This is a genomic window from Paenibacillus sp. FSL K6-1318 (assembly GCF_037976905.1).
GTDB classification, from domain to species: domain Bacteria; phylum Bacillota; class Bacilli; order Paenibacillales; family Paenibacillaceae; genus Paenibacillus; species Paenibacillus amylolyticus_A.
Map to the genome: position 1 here is coordinate 3,086,685 of NZ_CP150270.1, position 25,502 is coordinate 3,112,186.

The window sequence follows — 25,502 nt, forward strand, 5'->3', positions numbered from 1 at the left end:
AGGAGATTATATTCTATGAATAACGGACATTCATCCCATCAAGCGAACGAATCGTGGAGTGGTCATTCCACTCCTTTTACAACGTTACAGGGTACACCTATTTTATCCTTGCTCCAGCCGTCCCATGGGGAACGAATCCTTGATGTAGGTTGTGGCAATGGTGATCTGACAGCCGAAATTGTAGCCGCAGGAGCGCTGACAACAGGTATAGATTTTTCAGAAGAGACGATTAGGCAAGCTAAACAGAAATACCCTGATATGAATATTCAAGTAGCAAATGCTTGTCATTATCGGACAGAAGAACCGTTTGATGCGGTTTTCTCTCATGCCGTTCTGCATTGGATAAAGGATGCTCCAGCTGTAGTACAATCAATACAGTTAGCGCTCAAGACGGGCGGGCGATTCGTGGCTGAGTTTGCTGCAAATGGCAACACGGCTATATTAATTACAGAGGTACGGGAAGAACTGGATGCCCGTGGATACGGATGGGCAGGTCGGAATCCGTGGTATCATCCAACCATTGGCGAATATGCGAATTTACTGGAGCAAAACAGTTTTCGAGTTAGTCTGGCCCAGCACGTGGACCAATTGACCCCGTTCAAGCCAGGTGTCCGAAAGTGGTTGAACAGCTTCTCGGAGTATTTATTCAGCGGCATCACACCTGCAGAACAGGAAGTTATTATGGATGCTGTCGAGAAAAGGGTACAGCCCCAACTGATGCGGGATGGACAATGGTATCTGGACAGAAGCCGACTGCGAGTCGTAGCTATTAAGGAATCGGGGAATACGAGATGAAAATGGACAAACCCAAGCTTCAGGAGCAGTTACTCGAACCGGAAACGATTGTATTCCTGGAATCCAAAGTGGAGTACAAACACAAACTGATCGAGAACATTACATTGGATCAACAGGAAGCGAGTAAGGTTTCGTTTGAAAATGTTGTATTTAGACATGTGACAATCTCGGAGTCTACCTTGGAACAATTTGAATTCACCGATGTCCGGTTCGAACACTGCGACTTCTCGAATGTTAATCTCTCTGGTGCCTTCATGCACCGGATCGAATGGCATAACTGCAAGTTTGTCGGAACTGATTTTTCCAATAGTCGATTGCAAAATGTCAATTTCCTTCATGGCTTAGGAGACTACAGCAACTTCCGTTTTGCGCATCTGAAACAGGTCTCCTTCTCCGAATGTACCTTGATTGGTGCGGACTTTGCCTATCTTGCACTTCAAAAAATGGCGTTCAGTCAATGTAACATCGACCAGGCTTCCATGACGGGGACCAAAATGAAGGATTTGGATCTTAGCGATTGCGAATTTGACTCCTTGGTGCTGACCATGGAAGATCTCAACGGCTGTGTGATCTCACCACATCAAGCCGCTACATTTGTAGGATTAATGGGTATCATTATTAAATAAATGGCATAATCATAATATCAGGGTTGCCAACATAGTAGAAGTGTGTATAATTGGAGACACATTAGAATAAAAAAGGTTTTCTAGGGTTCCGCGGCGGTTGTGTCGGTCTGGTCCGAGAGAAAACCCGCAACCTGTTGGTTGTGCCACGGAGGGATAAAAGCCTGGGAGATGAACTGCTACATGCAGTTTGTTTCCCGGGCTTTTTTTGTTTTTTCCCTAATGTGCCCTTACGGGTTGTACAAAAAATGTAGTAGAGAAGGAGTGTTACAGGAATGAATAAGACTTGGATGTCGGTTGTGATTGCTGCGTTATTTGAAGTGGGTTGGGTCATTGGATTAAAACATGCCAGCGGGCTGCTGGAATGGGGCCTTACCCTGATTGCGATTATGATCAGTTTCAGCTTAATGATTGCAGCTTCGCGTACCCTGCCAGTAGGAACCGTATACGCAGTATTCGTTGGCCTTGGTACTGCTGGAACGGTACTTGCAGAGATTCTTTTGTTTAATGCACATGTCCAAACTGGAAAAATGATACTCATTGGTGTACTTTTACTCGGCGTAATTGGTCTTAAAATGCTAAGTAAAGAGAAGAATAAGGAGGTGCAGCTATAATGAACTGGGTATTTCTTATCTTGGCAGGCGTATTTGAGATGATCGGAGTGCTTATGATAAACAAGTTGCACAAAGACCGTAATCTCATTTCATTGGTTCTATTGATAGCCGGGTTTGGATTAAGCTTCTTGTTCCTGTCCCTTGCAATGGAAACACTTCCGATGGGAACAGCATATGCCGTGTGGACGGGAATCGGCGCCTCTGGCGGTGCTATTCTGGGTATGGTGTTTTACGGAGAACCTCGAAATGCCCTAAGAATTTTGTTTATCGCTATGGTGCTCGGATCGGCAGTCGGTCTTAAATTGGTTAGTTAAATAAGTGGAATTAAAAAGTTAATGTACAGATTACGTTTTTAATGGTATCCTTATACGTTACGTGTGAAATAAAAGATACGTCTTATTGATAGATGTGCGTAAATGAAGGAGACAACATGACATTTAAGGACTTAAATATTATCCCCTCTATTATGGAAGGGTTAAGCAAAGCAAACTATACTAATCCTACCCCTATACAGGAACAGGCCATACCAGCTGTATTAGCTGGCAGAGATCTGCTGGGATGTGCACAGACAGGAACAGGCAAGACGGCAGCATTTTCGGTGCCGATTATTCAATTATTGAGCGAAAGATCTAAAGGACCCAAGTCCGCACGACATATTCGCTCATTGATTTTGACACCAACAAGAGAACTCGCGATTCAGATCGCGGATAACATTAAGGTATATAGTCGCTATACGGACATCCGTTGTACGGCTATCGTTGGTGGTGTTTCGCAAAAAGTACAAGAGCGTGCACTGAATCAAGGTGCAGATATTATTATCGCGACGCCTGGCAGATTGAACGATCTGATTAACCAGAAGCGTATTGATCTGAAGATGGTTGAGATTCTCGTTCTGGATGAAGCAGACCGGATGTTGGACATGGGCTTCATTCATGATGTGAAAAGAATCATTGCCAAGATGCCGAACAAGAAGCAGACGCTGTTCTTCTCAGCAACGATGCCTCCTGAAATCACCAAAATGGTTAAAACCTTGCTGGTTGATCCAGTCAAAGTGGAAATTACACCGGTATCTTCGACAGTAGACCGCATTGAGCAGTCTATATATTTGCTGGAGAATGGCAAGAAGCAGCAGATGTTGAACCAAATTTTGGAGGATAAATCCATCGTCACGGCATTGGTGTTCACACGCACGAAGCGCGGCGCTGACCGGGTTACACGTGATTTGGCCAAAGTGAATGTTACGGCACAGGCTATTCATGGCAACAAGTCTCAGAATGAGAGACAACGGGCACTGAACAACTTCAAGAGTGGTGCAACACGTGTATTAGTTGCGACGGATATCGCGGCAAGAGGAATTGATGTGGAAGAACTGTCGCATGTCATCAACTTTAACCTGCCTAACATTCCGGAAACGTATGTTCACCGTATTGGACGTACAGGTCGAGCAGGGAAAAGCGGGATGGCCATCTCATTCTGTGAGAAAGACGAACTTCCATTCCTGAGGGATATCGAGAAAGTAATCAAAAAGACGATTCCTGAAGTGAAAGGTCATCCGTATCCGATGACAGGTGTACCTGTGTTTGAAAAAACGAACAAAGTACCAAGCGGTAAACCTGCCTTTAACAAATCATCTGCAGGCAAACCGGCCAAGTCCAAGGCGAACCCGGCACGCAAGCCCAAATCCGAGTGGTTTGCCAAGAGTGGCAAAACTACCAATAGTCGTTCAAACGACGGTAGACCAGGCAGCAGTAGATCTAACAGCAGTAGCAGTAGATCCAGCAGCAGTAGCAGTAAATCAAACAACGGCTCATTCAATCGTAGCAGCAAAACAAGGAACGATAGAGCCAACTAAGTTTTCAATAAAATGCAAGATGAAACCTTCTCCATTCACGTGGAGGAGGTTTTGTTATGTACAGGATCTTATTTACATACGAACTTACATTCGGTATCATTATAACGTCCATTGGGTGAAAGGGAGGTACTGACTTGAAAGATACGATGATTGAATACGGTTTGAAGAAGAAAGGTGCGATCAAGGATTATCCATTTGGGCCTAATCCAGTCGCGATGAAGGTTGCGGGTAAGATGTTCGCGCTTATTTTTGAAAACGAAGAGAACTGTCGCTTGAACTTAAAATGTGATCCCATTATTGCAGAGAACCTGAGAGAGCAGCATGAAGCGGTTCAACCGGGATATCATATGAACAAAAAACACTGGAATACCATTACGCTGGATGGTTCCTTGTCAGATGAGGACATCTACGTGATGATTGATCACTCTTATGATATGGTTGTCAGATCCCTTCCCAAAAGCGTTCGGGAATCTTTGGCCGAATAGTGAAGCAATTCATTTAACTCACATTAATCGTCACTTAACAGGTCACTGACCTGGAGTTTCTCATATGTCTCGGCTGAAGTTTGTCTATTCGTCGCGTAGTCGATTTTATAGATACAGGAGTAGATGACGTTTAATACGTATTCAAAAGCAATCTGAGAAGAAAATGATCCAATCTTGGCAAGCTTCACTTCATCATTGGGAACTCGGATACAGATCGTGCTGAGCTTCGCCAGTTCGCTGTGACTGGTCGCTGTGATGGTGATAAAAGGAATGTGTTCGCGTTTAAAATGATGGGCCGCTGTAATATAACTCTGAGATTTTCCATGATAGGTAAGGAAAATGGCACAATCTTTTGTGGTCAGGTTGACGGTATGGTGCGCCCATTCAGACAGCTCGGTTGCAATGACTACATATTTGTTGATTTTGAACAATTTATTTTGAAAACTTTTTGCCCGGATCTGTGAATCGCCCATGGCGTAGATGAATATCCGTTCAGCCCGATCCAGTAATTGCGCTGTGAGTGACAGCAACTCATCGTCCATATAGGCCACATTCTTCTCGACGGTTTCTTTCATTAATTCGGCAATTTCTTTAGCCACCTGAAGCGAAGACTGACCCAGGCTGAACGGATAATTTGGGTCCACATTGGATATGTTCTGGGCGGAGTCCTGCTCAAATTCCCGGGCAAGTCTGATGATGAATTCTTTGAAGCCAGTGAGTTCAAGTTTGTGAACGAGTCGATTAATTGCCGAATGCGAGGTATAGGTGACTTTCGCGAGTTCTTGCACATTTAGGTGAAGAATACGGTCCTTATGCGTCAATATGTAGGAAGCAATGCTTTTTTCATTCGGTGTAAAGTTATGCATGTCGATTAATTGAGTTAGTATTTTCAATAAGTTCACCCCAGGTAAGTTGAAATAACGGCGATTACGGGCGTTCATTAAACATTTTGTTTAAAGACAGACCGTTAGGCATACCTAAAAATGGTCGATTGTACCGTTATGGCGGCAAAGCCTTTATTCAGAGCTGTCTTCTTTTATAATAAATGAAAAAGAGCCTTGGGGGGAATGATTATGTTAACCATCGGATACATCGGTAATGGCAAAAGCACGAATCGATACCATCTTCCATTTTCATTGAATCGGGATCATCTGAACGTAAAGACGATATACGCACGCAATCTGGATAAAACCGAGTGGGATCGTATACCTGACGTAAACTACACGGATGATGTCTCCACGTTGATGAATGATGAGGAGATTCAATTGGTGGTAGTCTGCACACATACAGAGTCCCACTATTCGTACGCGAAAATGGCACTCGATCACGGAAAACATGTGCTTGTGGAGAAACCGTTCATGTTAACCCAGGCGGAAGCCATATCCATCTTCCAATACGCCAAAGAGAAAAATCTGGTGATCCAATGTTATCAGAACAGACGTTATGATTCGGACTTCCTTACAACGAAGAAAGTGATTGAATCAGGGAAGCTGGGGGATCTGCTGGAAGTAGAGATGCACTACGATTACTACCGTCCGGAAATTCCGAACAACATCTCTCATTTTTCCAAATATCATAGCTATCTATACGGACATGGGGTGCATACCATCGACCAAGTGTTGTCCTACTTTGGCAAGCCGGATACGATCCATTCCGATGTGCGTCAACTGCTTGGTGAGGGAAGAATGAACGATTACTTTGATCTGGACTTTTATTATTCTTCGCTTAAAGTGTCCGTCAAATCAAGCTTTTTCCGCTTGAAGCCCCGTCCTAGCTTTGTGGTATATGGCAAGAAGGGTGTGTTCGTGAAACAAACGGAGGATCGGCAGGAGGAGCATCTGAAATTGTTTTATCTGCCCAAGGGACATGCTGATTTTGGCGTGGATCTCCCGCATCACTATGGCGTCTTGACCTATCTGGATGATGAAGGAATCTATCACGAGGAAAAAGTGGTTTCGGAGATTGGCGACTACGCCCGAGTGTATGACGATATCTATCAAGCCATTGTACATGGCAAGGATAAGGTCATCAAAGATGAAGAAACGATCACGGCGATGGGGATTCTGGAACAAGGTATAGCCGCGTGCAAGTAAACCAATAAGCATTTGAGCTTACGATTATAGATCACTCTCGAAGAATAAGTAGGTTAAGATGAATAACAAAAGCCACCTTCTGGTGGCTTTTGTCGTTCGATTTCAATAAATTTCAATTTTAGATATAGCTGATGATAGAACCATCGGTGATCAGATAGAATGCTATTGGATTGTGATGGATTAAGTTAAATCCACAACCACTTTAACCGTTCCTTTGGCCTGAATGGCTGTATTAAAGGCTTCCTGGATATCATCCAGTTTGTATACCTGGGTTACAAGAGTAGATAATTCAGAATGGAAGTGGGTCAGATGTTCCACAACCTTACTGAAATCCTCGTGCGTGTATCCACTGGAACCTTTCACTTGCACTTCTTTGGACATCACCTGTTGCAGGCTGATGGGCACCTCAGTTTTGTACACGGCAATAATGGAGATTCTGGCCTGCGGTTTGACGATCTTCATGATCTTCTCGAACAACACCGGAGCACCAGCCGCATCGATAAATACATCGACATTCGGCACCTCAACGCATTATACGTTCACGGTGCCGTAGTGTCCAGCAAGTCCCTCTTCGAGGGTAGTAGTCGAGGTATTCACGGTCAGAGCACCGAGTCCTGCAGCTTTGGCGAGACGCCATTCATCGATATCCACAACACATACCTGTTTCATTCCCTCAGCAATCAGACTTGCAGCAGCCAGCAGGCCAATCGGACCCGCGCCCATGACGACAATCCGATCTTCAGGCTTCGGATCTGCACTGAAAGCCCCATGTCGACCTACACTCATAGGCTCAATTAATGAGGCTACTTCTGCCGGGACACTTGTATCTATTTCATATAAGTTATAATCAAGCTTGGCTTCCTCCACCAGAACGTACTGGGAGAACCCGGAGCATTCCAGCGATTTGCGTCTTCCAACTTTTTTCGCGGTAATGGGATTAATGCCTACACGCATCCCGATGTGAATCTCCGAAGCAACGTCAGATCCGATCTCAACAACTTCACCAACCATCTCATGTCCAAATTCAGAGCCCAGGCTGATGCCCATATCCCCTTGACCCACTTTAACAATGTTAATATCAGTTCCGCAGATTCCACCGCGCAGATTTCGTACCAGAACATCGGTTGGACCGACAACCGGCATTGGTTTTTCTTCCACACGAATATCATTTTTCCCATAATAAATAGCTGCTTTCATCATGACTCACTCCTTATGACTGGTTATCATTCACTGCTTGAGCGACTGAGTACGTTTATCATGATGCAGCGATGTTTCCGTGTTGTTTGAATATTGTTTATGAGATATTAATTTAAGAGTTCATAGATAGACGCTTTAAACAATTTTTTAACATCTGGACATTATAATGAGGACATGTAGCTCGAAAGGATGATTAGATGATCAAAATACTTGTGGTAGAGGACGACATTAAACTGAATCGTATTATCTGTACATATCTAACCAATAACGGATATCATGCTATCGGATGCTTTAATCCGCGAGAGGCGTATGATTTGATGTATAACGACATGTACGATCTTCTGATTTCCGATGTCATGATGCCAGAGATCGACGGATTTGAGTTTGCCGAGACGGTAAGACAGATTAATAAAACTATTCCCATTCTTTTTGTCACAGCACGTGACGATATTGCCTCCAAACAAAAGGGCTATCAGGCAGGGATCGATGATTATATGGTCAAACCCGTGGATCTGGACGAGCTGGTCCTGCGTGTAGGTGCGCTGTTGAGGCGGGCCAATATTGCCCATGAGAAGAAACTGAGTGTAGGAAGTTTGTTAATGGATGCAAATGATATGACAACAACGGTGAACGGCGAGGAAATTTCCGTGACGGTGCGAGAATTCAATATCCTCTACAAATTGCTTTCCTATCCCAAACATACCTTTTCCCGTGCACAGCTGATGGACGAATTCTGGGGTATAGACAGTCAGACCAGCTTGCGTGCAGTGGACGTATACATTGTGAAACTTCGGGACAAGTTCTCCGTGTGTGAGGACTTTAAAATCGTGACCGTTCATGGACTTGGCTACAAGGCCGTATTGCAATGACCAAGACACAGATCCCAGACGTAAGAATTAAAAAGCCACTACTATCATGGAAAGAGTTTCTCGGTACGTATCTCATGTTATCCACGTTAACCGCCGGACAAGCACTCATCTATAACGCCTATCTACCTGTGGACTATGTCCCCTGGCCTTATATTGTCGGTATTTCGGGTTACTGGGTCATCGTCAGTCTTATTTTTTGCCTGGTGACGGCAAGGCAGAAGTATAATGCCTTCGATAAGCCAATGCGTAAACTGAGCGAGGCTGCGAAGCAGGTAGCGGAAGGTGATTTCTCCGTGTATCTCGAACCGATTCATCGAGCGGACAAGCAGAACTACGTGGATGTGATGTTCGAGGATTTTAATAAAATGGTAGAAGAGCTGAACAGTATCGAAACATTGAAAAATGATTTCATCTCCAATGTCTCTCACGAGATTAAGACACCGTTATCGGTGATCCACGGGTATGCCATGGCGTTGCAGCAGGATGATATACGTCCAGAACTCCGAAAAGAGTACACAGACACGATCATTTCTTCCACAAACAAACTCGCGACCCTCGTCGTTAATATCCTGAAGCTGAACAAATTGGAGAATCAGGAGATTATCCCTGTTGCCGAGCCTTATGATCTGTGCAGGCAGCTTGCTGAATGTGCTCTATATTTTGAACAGACCTGGGAAGAAAAAGATATTGAATTCATGGTGGATATCGAAGATCGTGCCATCATTCATGCGGAAGAGAGTATGCTGGAGATCGTATGGCATAATCTCTTCTCCAATGCGCTCAAATTCACATCTCCCGGAGGAAAGATCATCCTCAAGCAGACGTCGGATGAAGACACCATTATAGTCATGGTATCGGACACAGGCTGTGGCATGAATGAAGAAACGATGAAACATATCTTCGATAAATTCTTTCAAGGGGACCCCTCCCATCACGGAGAGGGGAATGGCCTTGGCCTCGCTCTTTCGTTGCGTGTCATCGAGTTGGTAGGGGGTGCTATTTCGGTGGAGAGCGAACCCCAGAAGGGCACAACCTTCACCGTTAAGCTAAAAGTGGGAGAGTAACATATAGCCTAGTTGCGTGATCTTGAATAGCTAAGCCTGGATTCGAAACCATCGAATTCAGGCTTTTATTCATATTTCGTAAACATTTCATAAGCAACTTATAAACATTTGGTCGGTACGATAGGAGCATCCAATGAGGGATACAAGAAAATATTTGAAGGAGTGATGCCAAACATGACTGAGATGATCAGAACTGAACATAGCTTCGTCGGCTATGAATATAAAGACGTTATTGTGAAGCAAGATGCTGAATCATTGTATACGGACGGATATGCGCACTTCGGCTGGATTCTGGAAGCTACTTCAACACCATTTCAAAACGTGGGTTCCGTCACGATGAAGTTCAAGCGGTATCGCAAGATTCGCAACAAAGCGGAGTTGACCCGCCTGCAAAGACAATTCGAATCCTGTGTTACCGAGATCGCAACATTGGAACGATCCAAGATCATGGGCGCATCTGCCGTTGCTTATATCATTGGAATTGTCGGCACAGCATGTATGGCTGGCTCGGTGTTTGCATATCAGGCTAACATGCTGCCTCTTACCATTACGCTAGCGATCCCTGGTTTTGCAGGCTGGATTATTCCGTATTTCAGCTACTGCAGGCTTCGCAAGAAAAAATCCGACAAGGTGACGCCGTACATCGACAAGAAATATGACGAAATATACGAGGTATGTGAAAAGGCGAATGGTCTGCTCACCAAGTAGTATGAATATCCTATGAAAATGAAGACATACTTGAAGTCCATGTGGGCCCGTTACCTTGGAAATAAGCAAGATCGAACGGCCATGATCAACGTTGCGTCCCTTGTTATCAATGCTTTGATCGGAATAGGCAAGTTAATCCTGGGGATCTATCTGCTTTCCGGATGGTTCATTACGAATGCTGTATATTATCTGATTCTGTGTATAGCCAAAGGACAGGTGCTTCAACAATATAAAGTTGCTAAAAGGATGGAATCTCCCCAAGAAAGATATACTTTGGAGCTTACGGTCTATAAGCGCGGAGGTCTTTTCCTGTGTTTTCTGGGCGTGTCCTATTCAATAGTCTGCCTGCGAATGTATCTGATCGGCGATGCCTTCATCTATAGCGGCATGATTGTGTATATCGTATCTACAGTTGCTTTTACCAAGCTGGCTTTTGCCATGTACGGTACCTGGGCTAATCGTCATCTCCATAACCCGATCATGTCTACATTAAAAATGATTAATTTCACCGATGCCATGGTATCCATCGTCGTGACGCAAGCGACATTGCTTACCATGCAAGCCTCACCTTTTGCATTAAAAACCAGTAGCCTGTTTGGCATGGGGTGCAGTGCTTTATTTTGTTTGATGGGAGTTCGGATGATGTTCCACAAGAAAAAGGAATCCAATATGGAGCAGGGGAGTGCAACAAACGAACAGGGAGATGAATGAGGAGGGATTCACATGGAATGGTGTTATGTACTCCTGCTCAATATCATTTTAATCATGACCAAAATCATCGCAGAGCAGTTCACAAGTCGTTGAGGGGGATTTACCATGCAAATTATGGACAACAGCTTTTTTAGAAACAACACCGCCAAAGTAAATAACATCATTGCCACGATTCTATGGCTGACACTGGTCGCATTCTGCTTCTTCATAAGTAGTAACCAGGTTGAACTTGCAGTTGTATTCTCGCTGTTCGTTGAGCTTTCCATTGCAACATTTTTGATGTATCGTAAGAAAAAACCGGTCACGACCATGGTTGTGCTAATGATTGCGATTCTGACTGCAACCACTCAATATATCCAATCTCCCGGAGCAGGCATGCTCATTGTGGTTGTGCTCTGTGTCATCTCACTCTATCTGAACCGGGTTCTGTTGTATGGATTCGGAGCCATGTATAACATTGCTTATATCGTGATCTATTACGCGGACCATAAGCAATATGATACGACCTTTTTCATGACCATTGGGTTCATTGAACTGACCATTGTTGCTCTGTATTTTGTATGTAAACGAGGAAGAGACTTGATTCAGGTCGCCCTCGACAAAGAAGCAGAAGCCAGAGAGCTTGTGAAGGCACTCGATAATATGGTGAAGGTGATTCGAGAGAACACATCTACGTTAAATACCGATATTGCCAGTTGTAATGATGATATCCGTAATCTGAAGCAGATGAGCGACACCGTAACATCGAACATTCAGGAAGTGACGGAAGGCATTCGCGATCAATCGGGCAGCATTACACATATCAGCGAGATGATGAACACGGCAGATGCGCAGATGGTGGAGATCAATCAGATGTCACATCGCCTTGCCCAAATCTCTTCCGATAACGGACAAGTTGTTCGTCAAAGCTCGGATCGAATTGTGCAAATGGGCAATCAAATGAATATGATTAACGGAGCGGTAACCGACTCGATGACGACAGTCCAGGAATTGAACCAAAGCATGGATGATGTGAATACCTTCCTGTCGGCCATTAACCAGATCTCGGATCAGACCCATCTTCTGGCATTGAATGCCAATATCGAAGCATCAAGAGCAGGGGAAGCTGGAGCTGGCTTTGCAGTCGTAGCCCATGAAGTCAAGAAGCTTGCACAGGAAAGCTCCGATACGGTTAAACAAATTAATGAGATCATTCATAATATCAAAAGAAAGACACAGCTCGTGGTGGAGAAGGCCACCATCGGCAATGCTGCCGTAAAAGAAGGAGAAGCGATCACGGGACAGGTACTTGAGAGCTTTGACCACATCAGGTCCACATTTGAGCATGTTGATCAATACATAGCTAAGGAATTAGACATGACGGATCAGATGAGTATGATCTTTACTCAAGTACGAATGCAAGTGGATCATATTTCCGATATTTCGCAAGAACATGCCGTCGCAACAGAAGGTGTACTGGCAACGACACAAGAGCAGGAAAATAACATCGATGTTATCTACGAATTCATTGGCAGAATTAATCATTCAAGTCTGCAGTTGCAGGAACTCATTGGTAATCATAATAAGGAGTGATAACGATGGATCAACAACAACAATTGGCAATGGTACAACGTATGCGTCAAAATGTCGTCGGCACAGGTGCAGCTCTTCAACCCAGTTCCGCGTATGCTGTCACCGTGGAAGAAGTCATGATTCCTACGAGAAAAGGCGATACGCGTGTACTGGTGTACCAACCAGATAGGGATCATTCGGCTCCTCTGCCAGTATTCTTCAATATGCATGGGGGTGGCTTCATCTTCGGACAAGCAGAGATGGATGATCCATGGTGTCGTCTGATCGCTGATCGTGCTAATTGTGTAGTTATCAATATCGATTACAGTCTTGCACCTGAGCATAAGTTCCCAACTGCGGTACACGAATGTTACGACGTTGTACAGTGGGTCCACGCCAATCCCGAATCCTTATCGGTTAACCCGTCGCTATTCGCCATTGGGGGGCATAGTGCTGGTGGTAATCTTGCTGCAGCAGTATGTTTATTGAATCAGCAACGTGGAAGCGAGCTGCCAATTATTCTTCAAGTTATGGATTATGCCGTGTTGGATGTGGCAACAGATCCGGCCGAGAAACCTAGTTTTGAAGAAGCCATTCCAGCCGATATTGCCAGAACGTTCAACGCGATGTACCTTGTTACGCCAGAAGATGCACATAACCCGTTAGCTTCTCCAGTGCTCGCAACATCATTAGAGGGTCTTCCGGAAGCACTGATCATTACCGCGGAGAAAGATTCACTGGCTCAAGAAGCAAGAACATATGCAGCAGGGCTCGAAGCAAGCGGTGTGAAGGTGACTCTTAAGGAGTATGAGGGAGCCGCTCATGGATTTACGCATTTCGGCGATCTCCAGATGGCTGAGGATGCCTGGTATCGGATGAGTGACAAGATTAGAGAGGCATTTTCCAAATAACGTAACGTGCATGAGAATGATGTTAGAAGGAATCTGGTTACCTTGAAGTCGCCTAATGGCGGCTTTTTTGGTTTATTTGTGTAGTTGTATCAAGCACTTGTTGAAACCAAGCTTCTGAGCTTGCGGGTGTGTTAATAAACTAGATTAGGAGCGTTCTGAGATTATAACGATATCGTTAAGGGTAAGAGTTGTTAATTAGAGGAAATAATGACCAATACCAGGAGGTTAATTATGAACCAATATAACAGTCCATCCGATATCGCGATTCTTGGCATGGGAACGGCTCTACCTGCTCACGCCGTAGCGCAATCAGACATTGCAGAGCTGATTGCTTCTTCTCTTCAGGAACGGCCAGATTTAGCCCGTTTTGCCAGGCGAATATTCAAGTCCTGTGGTGTTGAAACACGATATACCGTGGAACCGAGCTATCTGGGTTCACTGGAAGAGTGCCGTTATCTGCCCTCTGGTGATGTATCAGACATCCCGACAACCGAAGAACGAATGAATACATACAAGCGAGAGGCGCTTCCGCTCGGGATCGAGGCGGCAGAGAGAGCACTGAAGGATTCAGGCGTTTCTCCAAAGAGCATCACGCATATCATCACGGTCAGCTGCACCGGTCAATACCTGCCGGGTCTGGATGTTATGCTCATCCGTCATTTGGGTTTGTCTGCCCGAGTTAATCGATTGCCACTGATCTTTCAGGGGTGTGCCGCAGGGTTGAAAGCCATTCAGATGGCACGAGATGTCGTGCAGGGTGCTCCGGGATCACAGGTTCTTGTTGTCTGTGTAGAGTTGTGCACACTTCATTTTCAGCCGGTGCAAGATCGGGAAGCGCTGTTTGCAGCTTCATTCTTCGGAGATGCTGCTTCTTCTTGTGTGGTGGGTACGCCAGAACCTCAGCATAAGAATGTTCTGAGTCTGGGAACGGGTTATTCTGTGCTTCTTCCGGATTCGACTGAAGATATGACATGGGAGGTCGGGAACCTGGGGTATGATCTGTATCTATCACCTCGTATTCCGAAGCTGCTGGGTGTTCATCTGGAAGAGGAGCTGCGTCTGTTACTTCAAAGTGAACAGCTTCCTGAACTGTGGGCTATTCATCCGGGAGGTCGCGGGATAGTGGACTCTGTGCAGAATGTCATGAAGCTGCGAGACGAGCAAACGAAATACAGCAGGGATGTCCTCAGAACGTTTGGTAACTTATCCTCCAACACCATTCTGTTTGTACTGAATGCGATGCGTGAGGACATGAAGGCACAGGAGCAATCCTCTACAGAGGGTGTAGCCATGGCATTTGGACCGGGACTCACCGCAGAACTGATGAAATTCACTTATGTACCGTCATTATCTTCCGTGATGGAGGAGCACGATCATGTCTTTCTTTAGAACATTGTCCATTCGGGCCAAGGAAGATGAACTGATGGATGACTTCTCGCTGGGAGGCGAGGAGCTGCGTGAAGCACTCCGACATCTGAGACGGCTTAACAAAATATTTGCAGCACCTGGCCCAACTCTGGCTGGTGTGGAGAAGTTATGGAACTCTGTCGGAAGGCCGGATAAGCTGACTCTTCTGGATGTGGGGGCAGGTTCAGGAGATGTGAACCAGAAACTACTGCAATGGGCGGATCGTCAGGGTGTTCAATTGGAGATCACACTGGTTGATCTGACAGAAGAGGCGTGTGAGGAAGCGAGACAACTATTCCGTGACGAACCCCGAGTTCGGGTACAGCGTGCCGATCTTACACAACTGCCTGATGCTTCCGCAGATATCGTGACAGGCTCCCAGTTCGTGCATCATTTTGACGGAGATCAGCTGGTTGATATGGTTTCTCATATGTTGCGAGCATCCAGGCACGGTGTCGTCATTAATGATATTCACCGGCACCCCGTATCCTATAAGGCGGTCTGGATTACAACACGTATGATCTCGCGTAATCGTTACATCCGTCATGATGGCCCGCTTTCCGTTGCCAAAGGCTTTACAGGGAGGGATTGGCGGGAACTCAAACAACGGCTAAATCATGACACGATGACCTATGAATGGAAGCCTTTATTCCGTTACTCTGTTGTTATTCCCACGAAAGGCAGGTGATCTTACGTGTCGAAATCGATAGATGTCATCGTTATCGGAGCCGGAATTGCTGGCAGTACGTGTGCAATGCAACTGGCGGGGAAAGGGCATCGGACCCTTTTGCTGGATCGCCAGGAGTTCCCGCGTCACAAAACTTGTGGTGAGTTCATGTCACCAGAAACCAGGGAGATGCTGGAAGTTCTGGACCTTCACCTTTTGGACCAAGCGAAGAAACCCAGCACCATGGATCATGCCAAAATCGTTATGCAGCAAGGCGGAGTGATTGAAGCACCGCTGCCAGGATTCGCTTATGGCATAAGTCGATATGAGCTGGACCAGATTTTGCATCAGAAGGCTCTGGCGGCCGGAGTCCAGATTGTGACCAAAGCGACCATAACGAGCATCGAGCAGCTTGAAGATGCCAGTTATGAGGTTCAGGTGAAACAGGGAGATGAGCGGATTAGCTACAGAGCCAAAGCCGTAATAGGAGCACATGGTAGCAAAAAGCTTCGGGGGATGGCTTCCGCACCTGATCTGCGGGACCAAACCGTATATGTTGGCGTTAAATCCCACTTCAGCGGCATTGAGATTCCCGCACGGGTGGAGTTATATTTTTGCGATGGTGGCTATGTGGGGATTTCTCCGATTGAGGATGGTATTGTGAATGTTGCCGCATTATTGACATTGGAAACCGTGCAGGGAAGTGGCAAATCCGTTATCGATTTTTTGCAGGCTGCATCCCAGACGAATGTAAGCTTGGCAGCCCGTTTGGCCGAAGGAAAGCCTGTAGACGGAACGCAGGTGTCGATTGCGCCACTGCATCTGTCCAATGTTCCTGAACCGTGGTCCAAATATCCGCATATTGGGGATGCCATGCTGGTGATACCACCCCTATGTGGAGACGGGATGTCGATTGCCCTTCGTTCCTCACTTCTGTGTGCAAAGTGGACTGACAAGTACCTGCAAGGCGATATTGAACATGCGGATTGGCAAAGTAATTACACACTGGAAGCGAGCCGTGAATTTACCCAATTGCTCAGACGCGCAAGAAGAATTCAGAAGCTGGCTTTTGCCAAAACCAATAAATTCTATCCTGGTCTGGCTCGGATGATCCCCGGTTTAGCCGCTTATGTCGTGAAGGCCACGCGGTTATCCGAGATGAATGCAGTGCGATAAAAGACGGATATTTTGCTCAATACTTATGCGGAAGAGGTTGCTAACGGCGGCCTCTTTTTTTGGTGTATAATAGAATCTAATGTAACGATAGAGAACTAAGTCAGATGAAATGTCGGGAGGCACTATTTAACATGAACTATTCATTTTCCAATCGTATCGCAGCACTGCAACCATCCATTATTCGAGAAATCCTGAAGGCTTCTTCGGGTCAAAATGTGATTCCATTCTCTGCGGGAAATCCCGCTCCGGAAACCTTTCCTATTGAGGCGATTCGTACGTTTACCCAATCCATTCTGGAACAGGACCCGGTCACGGCTTTGCAATATGGAATTACGGAAGGATATGTTCCCCTCAGGGAAGCATTGACTCAACATTTGAAGACCGGTTTTGATACGGGTAAGCCATCCGATCAATTGTTCATCGTATCTGGAGCACAGCAGGGGATTGAACTGGCCTGTAAAGTGTTCTGTAATGAAGGGGATACCATCATCTGTGAGAGTCCGAGCTTTATCGGTTCTCTGAACTCCTTCCGGGCATCCGGTGCGAAGCTTGCTGGTGTTCCGATGGAGATGGACGGTATGGATATTGAGAAGCTGGAACAGGCGCTGCAAACGGAGCCCAATGTGAAACTGATCTACGTGATTCCAAGTTTTCAGAATCCGACCGGTGTAACGACGAGCCTGGAGAAACGGAAGGCCATTTACGAGCTGGCTAAGAAGTATGGCGTGATGATTTTGGAAGATAACCCGTATGGAGAACTTCGATTCAATGGAGACGATGTGCCAACGATCAAATCAATGGATGATGAGGGTCTGGTCATCTATGTTGGATCATTCTCCAAAATTCTGTCGGCGGGGCTGCGCGTCGGTTTTGTACAAGCGCCACATGAAGTCGTGGAGAAAATGGTTGTTGCGAAACAGGGAGAAGACGTACATACGGCCATGCTTCCGCAGATTCTGGCATACAAGTTCATGACAGAGTATGACTACGCGGGGCATATCAACAGCATTCGTGAGGTATATCGGAGAAAAGCAACATTGATGATGGACAAGCTGCAAGAGCATATGGGGGAGTCCATTACCTATACCCAACCGGATGGTGGACTGTTCCTCTGGTGTGATCTGCCAGCACATGTGCCAATGCTTGATTATGCCAAGACTGCAGCAGCCCAAGGGGTTGCGGTTGTGCCGGGAAATGCATTCCTGGTGAACGAGCAAGACCCTTGTAATGCCATCAGACTTAATTTCTCCACGCCATCGGACGAACAGATTGTGAAGGGTGTTGAAATCTTGGGACAGGTCTTGAAAGGCTATAACGCATAAATTTGCTTCAATACGAAAAGCCGCCAATGGGCGGCTTTTTTGGCTTTCTCGTTCTTAGTTATCAATCAACGCACTTAATTCTGCCTGAAATACCTTTTGATTTTTTTGATTGAATGTACTCAGCAGCACCGTAACAATCCCATTTCCTTTACGTCTGGGAAGCAGGTCAATAACCTCTGCAATGACATGCAGTTCATCATCCGGGAAGACGGGCTTCAAGAATTGAATGTTGTTCATTCCGGTTCCTGCAACAACATGCTCTCCATAGATTCCGACCTCAATCCATAACTTAAAGGAGATATTCATCGTTTGCATGCCAGAAGCAATCAAACTGCCGAAGCGGCCTTGTGTGGCTTTTTCTTCATCCAAATGCATGTACTGTGGATCATAGATTTTGGCAAACTCAATAATATCGCTCTTGGATAATGCCAAGGATTTTGTTTCGTAGCGCTGACCTATTACATATTCGCTGAATTTCATGAGGGTACCTCGGTTTCTTTAATGTGTTTTTTTCGCAGTCACGCCCTGGAAAGAGACATGATCAGACTGACGTGTTAAAATGCTAGTGAACCTTCTGGTGTGCATTGCAGTCATATTGAAATAAATAGATGAAACTGTCTTTGAGGAGTATATATCATGATAACGATTAAAGATGTCGCCAAGATGGCTGGTGTAGCCAGCTCAACCGTATCTTGCGTACTCAACGATAAAGGTAATGTAAGTGAGTCAACAAGGCAGAGAGTGCTCGCAGCAGCAAGCCAGCTGAATTACGTGAAGAACGGCCCTGCATCTGAAATGAAGCGTCAGAGTACACAAACGATTGGTGTGATTGTGCATGACATGTCCAGTCCATACTTCTCGGATTTGGTGAATGGGATACAGTCCATCGCGATGAGCCATGGATACGATATGATCGTGTGCAGCTCGCTGGGTGGAGAGAAGTCGACAGCCCATCGTTACATTCGTGAAAGAAGAATCGACGGAGCTATTGTCATCGCTCAAAATATTGAAGATCAGTTGCTCATGGAGGCATCTGAAGCAGGATTTCCGATTGTTGTCATGGATCGGGATCTGGATGCTCCACATATTGTAAAGGTTTTGATGAGTGATACGCAAGGTGGGTACCTGGCTACCCGTTATCTGATCGACAAAGGACATCGGACGATTGCCTATATTAGTGGCCCAGCCCATTCGGAATGTAACCTGCAGCGTTATCAAGGTTATCTCAATGCCATGGCAGAAGCAGGCATTGAAGAGAACCCGGCATGGAAAATCGGTGGACAATACTTGAAGCAAGATGGCTACCATGCAGCGAAGAAACTGCTCGAAGGAGAATTGCCATCCGCAGTATTTTTTGCAAATGATGAAATGGCTTTTGGCGGTTTGGAAGCCTTCAGAGAGCATGGGATTGCAGTACCTGAACAGTTATCCGTAATTGGTTTTGACAATATCCCGGCATCGCAGTATGTGCACCCACCTCTGACTACATTTCGGCAACCGAAGACGGATGCTGCCCAGCTTGCCGGTCATATTCTCTTTCAACTGTTAAACGGAGAGTCTGTAGAGAAATTATATACACTGGATATCCAATGCGTGGAACGTGATTCCGTTCGGCTCCTCAACCTGAATTGAGGAGTTTTTTTCGTTCAATAGAATTTTAAATATCCAAAAAGAAAGGAGTGTGGCGATTTATGCATAATAATAAAGACGAGAGATTCTTGCATAGGAAATAAATGGAGGGTGATTAGATGGGCGTACCCACGTTTCTGGAGACAGGCCATATGGAAGAAGGTTTTCCCATTCGGGTGATTCATACAGGTGATCAGTTTAATTTTGCTGCACACTGGCATGATGAGGTCGAATTGGTTGTCGTTAATGGAAAGAGCGCACGAATTGGCGTGAATGACCATATTCGTGAGCTGGGACAAGGTGATGTGTTGATGATCAAACCAGGTGATGTACACTGCTTTTTGCCGGGGACCGAGCACCTAACCATAATCTTGTTCCGGCTGGAATTGTTAACAGGAAGCTTCACGACTGAAGTCGAGATACAGGATCTAGGCGAACTTTTCAATAAAACAACCGTTATTCCGTCGGATGCAGGAAGTCGCAACAATCTGGTTCAGTATATAGATGCCATCATTGCCGAGAAAAAAAATCGAAAGCCCGGATATCGATGGTTAATGGTTTCGCGGTTGTATGATCTCATGGTTCTATTGTTACGTACAAAGCCCCCTGTGACGGATCAACTCACGTCCGTAGGATGGCCCTGTACTTCGTCCAAAAAATTCGAATTCCTTGAATCGGTCTGTGAATATTTGGAGGATCATTATGCTGAACCGATCAAGCTGGAACAGGTGGCGGAACATATTAAATTCAGCAAGTTCCATGTCTGCAAATTATTCAAAGAGATCAAAGGAGTGACATTGATGGAATACTTAAATCATTTTCGAATTATCAAATCCGAGTGGGCGTTATTGTTCCGTCAGGATTCCATTTTGGATATAGCCATCGGCCATGGGTTCAACAATGTGAACTCCTATAATCGTCTTTTTAAAAAATATAATGACTGTACACCCTCCGAATTTCGCAAGAAACATCGTACGAATATCACAAAATATGAAGGGTAATGCACAATATTTGTGGAGAAAGCCCTCTCCGAAATCAATATACTCTAATAAAATGTAAGCGTTTCCTTTTAGAAGGAGGGGGCCTATGAAGAAGTGGTTTAAGCCAACTATTGTATTCGTATGTGTACTCATGTTGTTAGCTGGATGTCAGCTCAGTCCGTCCAATCATACCAAGCAGCAGGAAATAACGGTGTGGAGTTTTACGGATGAAGCTGGGTATGCCATTGAGAAATTCGAGCAGAAATATCCAGACATCAAAGTGAATTTTGTCAATATTCCCGGCAACTTCTATATTACCAAGCTTAAATCTGCGCTCCAGACGACCTCCAAAGCGCCAGATGTATTTATGATTGAAAATGCCAATATTCGAGAACTGATTGATGTTCCATATCTGGAGAATTTATCGGCTTCGCCTTATAACGCCAATGAGCTTATTCAGGAACAATATGCTTTTGTGCAGGCCAATGAAAAGGACAGTGAGGGAAATGTCAGAGCGATCGGTTATCAGGGAACACCTGGGGGCATCTATTATCGCCGGGATTTGGCGAAGAAATATCTGGGGACCGATGACCCTGAGAAAGTAGGTTCACAGATTGATACATGGGAGAAGATCTTCAAGATTGGAGAGAAGGTACAGCAGCTTAGCGGGAATAAAGTACATGCATTGGCGAACTGGAATGCCATATCGAACTCATATGACGGTATACCGTGGGTGAAGGATGGCAAGCTCGTCATCGATCCAACCTATATGGAGGTGCTGGATCTTGTACGTGAAGCGCGTGAGCGACATGTTCTTGCAGAGCATGAAGATGGAAGTGCCGGTTACGCTGCATCCATGCAAAAAGGAGAGGTCATGTTCTATCCTGGGGCAACCTGGGGCTTGCAATATACGTTCAAGGCGAACGCTCCGGATACCGAAGGCTTGTGGGGGCTGGCCCCGGGACCGTCAGCCTTTAGTTCGGGTGGGACCTATATATCGATGTACAGCAAAAGTGACAAAAAAGATCTGGCCTGGAAGTTTATTGAGTTCTATAATTTTGACCACGACTTTCTGTCCGAGTTAGCGAAAGAGCAGGATTATTTTACGAGCAATATGGTAGTGAATGATAAACTTGCGCCTTCGCTCTCATCGCCTTATTTGGGGGGGCAGAAGCATTTTGAGTTCTTCTCGGAGGCTGCCAAGCGGGTTCCTGTGTATGAACGCACCAAATATGATGCCATTATTAACAGTGATATTTATAAAAATGTACTCCAGTTGTATCTCAATCAGGACATTCAGAACAAAGATGAAGTAGTGAAGCGAATCAAACGTGATGTCGCCTTGAGATTTCCGGAGCTGGAAGTGGATTAGCTTAGGACGTATCTCAAAACTCCTTCGGAGTTTTCAGATACGCCCTAGAAGTAAGCGAATGGTTATACACATCCGATGATAACTGGGGGGACAGAACATGTTTGCCAAAACGATTCGAAAGGACCATTACGGCTACTACTTCATTGCTCCGTTCTTTATTATTTTTACCATTTTTGGACTCTATCCCATATTGTATTCGCTCTATATCAGTTTCACTAACTTTGATGGAATCACGACACCTGACTTTGTAGGGATTGGTAACTATGTGGCCGTACTACAAGATCCGCTGTTCTACAAAACCTTGTTCAATACGTTATTCATCTGGGGAGTTTCCGTGGTTCCACAGCTCACAATCTCACTTGTTCTGGCTTTTATTCTGAACGATAAACTGCTCAAAGGGCGGGATTTTTTCAGAGCTGTATACTTTTTCCCCAATATCGTTACGGCTGCATCACTCGGGTTGCTTGTCAGTCTGATCTTTGACTGGCAGTCCGGAGGACTGAATCATTTTTTGATGCAGATCGGGATTATTCAAGATCCAATTAATTGGAAAAACGACCCGTGGTTTATGAGACTGATTGTGTCATCCATTCTCTTCTTCCAGTACTTCGGTTATTCCATGGTCATCTACCTTGCAGGTCTTCAGGGTATTGATCCGTCGTTACTGGAAGCTGCCCAGATGGATGGCGCGAAAAAGAAACATATTTTCATCCATATTATCGTACCGATGCTGCGCCCAATTATTCTCTTTCAGATGATTACATCCATTATTGGTGGCATCCAGATTTTCGATCAGCCATTTACACTAACCAATGGCAATGGCGGTCCTGACCGAGCAGCCATGACGAGCATTATGTATCTCTATAATGTAGCATTTCAGAGCACTCGTTTTGGTTACGGGGCTGCAATAGCCTTTTGTCTATTTATTATCATCATATTATTGTCCGTTGCATCCTTCATCATGACCAAGCGGAAGAGCCGTTCATAGGGAGGGGAGTTCTCATGCAAACTGCAAAATCAATTGAACAACCAAATGCGGCGATTCAGCATTATGCCAACACAAGGCGTCTGACGGCAGGCAAGATCATCATCTATCTGTTGCTGATAGGTCTTGCCGTGCTCTGCATTATTCCGTTTTATCTGATGCTCATCTATTCCACACATAACAATGCCACAATTGCTTCAACGTTCACCTTTCTCCCCGGATCATTTCTGGTCGATAACTATATGAATATGGTATCCAAAATCAACATTTGGCGCGGGTTTGCGAACAGCATATTCATTGCCGGAACATCGACCGTGTTATCTCTATATATAGGTGCTCTGACCGCATATGGCTTTGCCAAATTTAAATTCAAAGGGCGGAACTGGTTGTTCCTGTTTCTGTTAGCGACCATGATGGTGCCGGGTCAACTGGCGCTCATTGGCGTGTATCGACTATTCAGCATGCTGGGACTTTTGGACAGCTATGCTGCAATTATTTTGCCTGCTGCGGCTAACGCATTTAACGTATTTTTCATCAAACAGTTTATGGAGAGCAGCATCCCGGATGAGATTATTGAATCCGCGCGGGTGGACAGTGCAGGTGAATTCCGGACGTTCAATCAGATTGTACTGCCCATTCTGGGACCGGCGATCTCGGCCCTTGGGATATTCACGTTTATCGGTTCATGGAACAATTTCCTTACACCGCTCGTCCTGTTTTTCTCTCTGGATAAATACCCGCTACCCGTACTGGTTGCGCTAGTGCAAGGGTACTATGGGATGGATTATGGACTCTTGTATTTGGGTGTAGCGATCTCAATCTTGCCTATTATTGTTGTATTCTCTGTATTTTCCAAACAGATTATTGGAAGTGTTGCCTTGGGTGCGGTGAAAGGATAGTGATTTATCGAGATTTTAATAGCGTTCGGTATCATAAGGGTCGTCCATATGGACGGCTCTTTGCTGTTCTTTATTTTGCGTATATATCCCATCTTATAAGTAAAGGATACCTTTAACTGAGAATATCTGGACGGAGCATGAACGGGAAGGAGAGGCGTCATGGACACATCAGCGATAACACAACAGGACCTGCCGTTAACCGGATACCTAGCTGTTGATCAAGAAATGTTGCGCTCCGTTTTTGCCGGTTGCTCGGACATTGTATTTCATAGGTTCCAAACGGCGTGTCTTACTTCAGCCTTATGCGTATATTGTGTTGGTTTATGTGATACAGAGCGGCTTGAACGACAGGTATTGACACCTCTTCAGGAAATGGGGATCGAAGCTGCGCAAGTCCCATTGGCATCTGTTAAACATGTTGAAACAACCACTCAGGCGGTACAGGCCATATTAGAGGGAGAAGCTCTGTTACTGCTGGACGGTTCAAAAGTTGGAACAGCTTACCCTCTATACCAAGCTGCAAATCGTTCAACGGAGGAACCGTTAGCTGAATCGACTGTGCGCGGTGCGCGGGATGGATTTACAGAATCGTTGACGATGAATATGTCACTACTGCGCAAACGTATCAAAACACCTGCATTAAAAATTCATACACGTAACATGGGAGATCGCACGAACACGAGTGTCTCACTTATCTATATGGAAGGCATTATTGACCCCAAACTGGTGAAGGAAGTAGAGGTACGACTTGACGATTTGAAGCTTCGAGACGTACTGGAGAGCCAGTACATTGAAGAAGGTATTGTGGATCAGCGATATTCACCATTTCCACAGATGATAGCGACGGAACGTCCGGATGTCGTTGCTTCCAACTTGCTGGAAGGTCGGTTTGCTATTCTCGTTGACGGAACGCCGTTCACCCTGATCGCGCCAGTCACCATCTTTTCCATGTTACAATCCCCCGAAGATTATTATCAAAATGTATTCATGAGTGTTTTTGTACGCTGGCTGCGATACATTTTTTATGTGTTATCCATGCTGCTTCCATCGGCATATGTAGCAATTACCACGTTTCATCAGGAGATGATTCCCACCGTATTGCTTCTCAGTATTGCCCGGGCAAGAGAAGAGATCCCTTTCCCGGCACTGGTGGAAGCACTCATTATGGAAATTGCCTTTGAAGCATTACGTGAGGCTGGTGTCCGATTGCCGAAGCAGGTCGGATCAGCCGTCAGTATCGTGGGAGCCTTAATTATCGGACAGGCGGCGACTAGTGCAGGAATTGTGTCAGCCCCCATGATTATCATTGTCGCGATTACCGGGATCGCTTCTTTCATGATCCCCCGTTATGCTGCCAGCATCGCGACCCGACTACTGCGTTTTCCCATGATGATTCTGGCGGGAACGCTGGGACTTACGGGTGTCATGCTGGGCGTCATCTTGGTTGTCATTCATCTGAGCAGCCTTCGTTCATTCGGAACACCTTATCTGTCACCGGTAGCGCCTACGATGGCTAAGGAACTCAAGGATGTGTGGTGGCGTCCATCTCCAAGGAACAAACCGCACTAGAACAATATACACTCAAGCAACCA

At 45.5% G+C, this 25,502-nt stretch carries 27 protein-coding genes and 1 riboswitch; of the genes, 23 read left to right on the forward strand and 4 right to left on the reverse strand.

Annotated elements, in window-relative coordinates; translation table 11 throughout:
- Nucleotides 1–15 precede the first annotated feature (15 nt).
- The 6 genes from NYE45_RS13670 (at nt 16) to NYE45_RS13695 (ending at nt 4,369) form a co-directional block, all read left to right on the forward strand.
- Nucleotides 16–795: a methyltransferase domain-containing protein gene (locus NYE45_RS13670; RefSeq protein WP_340017041.1), complete on the forward strand. Its 780-nt coding sequence runs from the start codon at nt 16–18 to the stop codon at nt 793–795.
- Complete coding sequence (locus tag NYE45_RS13675) at nt 792–1,421, forward strand: pentapeptide repeat-containing protein (protein ID WP_340017042.1); 630 nt, start codon at nt 792–794, stop codon at nt 1,419–1,421. Before NYE45_RS13670 ends, NYE45_RS13675 begins: the two co-directional genes overlap by 4 nt.
- Nucleotides 1,422–1,490: 69 nt before the next feature.
- A riboswitch (guanidine-I (ykkC/yxkD leader) is annotated at nt 1,491–1,591 on the forward strand.
- Nucleotides 1,592–1,693: 102 nt separating this feature from the next.
- Complete coding sequence (locus NYE45_RS13680; RefSeq protein ID WP_340017043.1) at nt 1,694–2,032, forward strand: multidrug efflux SMR transporter; 339 nt, start codon at nt 1,694–1,696, stop codon at nt 2,030–2,032.
- A complete protein-coding gene (locus NYE45_RS13685) occupies nt 2,032–2,346 on the forward strand; it encodes a multidrug efflux SMR transporter (RefSeq protein WP_340017044.1) in 315 nt (104 codons plus the stop codon). Before NYE45_RS13680 ends, NYE45_RS13685 begins: the two co-directional genes overlap by 1 nt.
- A 116-nt stretch (nt 2,347–2,462) precedes the next feature.
- Nucleotides 2,463–3,884, forward strand: coding sequence for a DEAD/DEAH box helicase (locus NYE45_RS13690; RefSeq protein ID WP_340017045.1), 1,422 nt, complete (start codon nt 2,463–2,465; stop codon nt 3,882–3,884).
- 134 nt (nt 3,885–4,018) lie between these two features.
- Nucleotides 4,019–4,369 (forward strand): MmcQ/YjbR family DNA-binding protein, encoded by a 351-nt coding sequence (locus tag NYE45_RS13695; RefSeq protein WP_340017046.1) that lies wholly within the window; start codon nt 4,019–4,021, stop codon nt 4,367–4,369.
- A 23-nt stretch (nt 4,370–4,392) separates the two neighbouring features.
- On the opposite strand, the gene NYE45_RS13700 is transcribed toward NYE45_RS13695, so the two are convergent.
- A complete protein-coding gene (locus NYE45_RS13700; protein WP_340017047.1) occupies nt 4,393–5,262 on the reverse strand; it encodes a MurR/RpiR family transcriptional regulator in 870 nt (289 codons plus the stop codon).
- A 180-nt stretch (nt 5,263–5,442) separates the two neighbouring features.
- On the opposite strand from NYE45_RS13700, the gene NYE45_RS13705 reads away from it, so the two are divergent.
- Nucleotides 5,443–6,462 (forward strand): Gfo/Idh/MocA family oxidoreductase, encoded by a 1,020-nt coding sequence (locus NYE45_RS13705; RefSeq protein WP_340017048.1) that lies wholly within the window; start codon nt 5,443–5,445, stop codon nt 6,460–6,462.
- A 180-nt stretch (nt 6,463–6,642) separates the two neighbouring features.
- On the opposite strand, the gene NYE45_RS13710 is transcribed toward NYE45_RS13705, so the two are convergent.
- A complete protein-coding gene (locus tag NYE45_RS13710) occupies nt 6,643–6,984 on the reverse strand; it encodes a zinc-binding dehydrogenase (protein ID WP_340017049.1) in 342 nt (113 codons plus the stop codon).
- Between the two features lie 9 nt (nt 6,985–6,993).
- Nucleotides 6,994–7,659, reverse strand: coding sequence for an alcohol dehydrogenase catalytic domain-containing protein (locus tag NYE45_RS13715; RefSeq protein WP_340017050.1), 666 nt, complete (start codon nt 7,657–7,659; stop codon nt 6,994–6,996).
- Between the two features lie 197 nt (nt 7,660–7,856).
- Here NYE45_RS13715 and NYE45_RS13720 point away from each other — a divergent pair, with 197 nt between their 5' ends.
- From NYE45_RS13720 to NYE45_RS13765, 10 genes are all read left to right on the forward strand, one after another.
- Nucleotides 7,857–8,528 (forward strand): response regulator transcription factor, encoded by a 672-nt coding sequence (locus tag NYE45_RS13720; protein WP_340017051.1) that lies wholly within the window; start codon nt 7,857–7,859, stop codon nt 8,526–8,528.
- Nucleotides 8,525–9,592: a HAMP domain-containing sensor histidine kinase gene (locus tag NYE45_RS13725; protein WP_340017052.1), complete on the forward strand. Its 1,068-nt coding sequence runs from the start codon at nt 8,525–8,527 to the stop codon at nt 9,590–9,592. Before NYE45_RS13720 ends, NYE45_RS13725 begins: the two co-directional genes overlap by 4 nt.
- A 174-nt stretch (nt 9,593–9,766) precedes the next feature.
- On the forward strand, nt 9,767–10,300 hold the full coding sequence (locus NYE45_RS13730) for a hypothetical protein (protein WP_340017053.1): 534 nt from the start codon (nt 9,767–9,769) through the stop codon (nt 10,298–10,300).
- A gap of 12 nt (nt 10,301–10,312) precedes the next feature.
- Nucleotides 10,313–11,011 (forward strand): hypothetical protein, encoded by a 699-nt coding sequence (locus NYE45_RS13735; RefSeq protein ID WP_340017054.1) that lies wholly within the window; start codon nt 10,313–10,315, stop codon nt 11,009–11,011.
- A 105-nt stretch (nt 11,012–11,116) separates the two neighbouring features.
- Nucleotides 11,117–12,583, forward strand: a complete 1,467-nt coding sequence (locus NYE45_RS13740; RefSeq protein ID WP_340017055.1) for a methyl-accepting chemotaxis protein — start codon at nt 11,117–11,119, stop codon at nt 12,581–12,583.
- 5 nt (nt 12,584–12,588) lie between these two features.
- The gene (locus NYE45_RS13745) at nt 12,589–13,473 is read left to right on the forward strand and encodes an alpha/beta hydrolase (RefSeq protein WP_340017057.1); all 885 of its coding nucleotides are present in this window, start codon (nt 12,589–12,591) and stop codon (nt 13,471–13,473) included.
- A 231-nt stretch (nt 13,474–13,704) separates the two neighbouring features.
- The gene (locus NYE45_RS13750) at nt 13,705–14,862 is read left to right on the forward strand and encodes a type III polyketide synthase (RefSeq protein WP_340017058.1); all 1,158 of its coding nucleotides are present in this window, start codon (nt 13,705–13,707) and stop codon (nt 14,860–14,862) included.
- On the forward strand, nt 14,849–15,568 hold the full coding sequence (locus NYE45_RS13755) for an SAM-dependent methyltransferase (protein ID WP_340017059.1): 720 nt from the start codon (nt 14,849–14,851) through the stop codon (nt 15,566–15,568). Before NYE45_RS13750 ends, NYE45_RS13755 begins: the two co-directional genes overlap by 14 nt.
- Before the next feature lie 6 nt (nt 15,569–15,574).
- Nucleotides 15,575–16,723 carry an NAD(P)/FAD-dependent oxidoreductase gene (locus NYE45_RS13760; protein ID WP_340017060.1) on the forward strand — a complete coding sequence of 383 codons (1,149 nt, stop codon included), beginning with the start codon at nt 15,575–15,577 and terminating at the stop codon, nt 16,721–16,723.
- 131 nt (nt 16,724–16,854) lie between these two features.
- Nucleotides 16,855–18,045: a PLP-dependent aminotransferase family protein gene (locus NYE45_RS13765; RefSeq protein ID WP_340017061.1), complete on the forward strand. Its 1,191-nt coding sequence runs from the start codon at nt 16,855–16,857 to the stop codon at nt 18,043–18,045.
- Between the two features lie 54 nt (nt 18,046–18,099).
- On the opposite strand, the gene NYE45_RS13770 is transcribed toward NYE45_RS13765, so the two are convergent.
- Entirely contained in the window at nt 18,100–18,525 is a 426-nt protein-coding gene (locus NYE45_RS13770) for a MaoC family dehydratase (protein WP_340017062.1), read from the reverse strand.
- A gap of 156 nt (nt 18,526–18,681) precedes the next feature.
- Here NYE45_RS13770 and NYE45_RS13775 point away from each other — a divergent pair, with 156 nt between their 5' ends.
- From NYE45_RS13775 to NYE45_RS13800, 6 genes are all read left to right on the forward strand, one after another.
- Complete coding sequence (locus tag NYE45_RS13775) at nt 18,682–19,677, forward strand: LacI family DNA-binding transcriptional regulator (protein WP_340017063.1); 996 nt, start codon at nt 18,682–18,684, stop codon at nt 19,675–19,677.
- 116 nt (nt 19,678–19,793) lie between these two features.
- The gene (locus NYE45_RS13780; RefSeq protein WP_340017064.1) at nt 19,794–20,675 is read left to right on the forward strand and encodes an AraC family transcriptional regulator; all 882 of its coding nucleotides are present in this window, start codon (nt 19,794–19,796) and stop codon (nt 20,673–20,675) included.
- 85 nt (nt 20,676–20,760) lie between these two features.
- A complete protein-coding gene (locus tag NYE45_RS13785) occupies nt 20,761–22,026 on the forward strand; it encodes an extracellular solute-binding protein (RefSeq protein ID WP_340017065.1) in 1,266 nt (421 codons plus the stop codon).
- Nucleotides 22,027–22,123: 97 nt separating this feature from the next.
- Complete coding sequence (locus tag NYE45_RS13790; protein ID WP_062834302.1) at nt 22,124–23,014, forward strand: sugar ABC transporter permease; 891 nt, start codon at nt 22,124–22,126, stop codon at nt 23,012–23,014.
- 14 nt (nt 23,015–23,028) lie between these two features.
- Nucleotides 23,029–23,910, forward strand: a complete 882-nt coding sequence (locus tag NYE45_RS13795) for a carbohydrate ABC transporter permease (protein WP_340017066.1) — start codon at nt 23,029–23,031, stop codon at nt 23,908–23,910.
- Nucleotides 23,911–24,069: 159 nt separating this feature from the next.
- The gene (locus NYE45_RS13800; protein WP_340017067.1) at nt 24,070–25,479 is read left to right on the forward strand and encodes a spore germination protein; all 1,410 of its coding nucleotides are present in this window, start codon (nt 24,070–24,072) and stop codon (nt 25,477–25,479) included.
- Nucleotides 25,480–25,502: the final 23 nt, after the last annotated feature.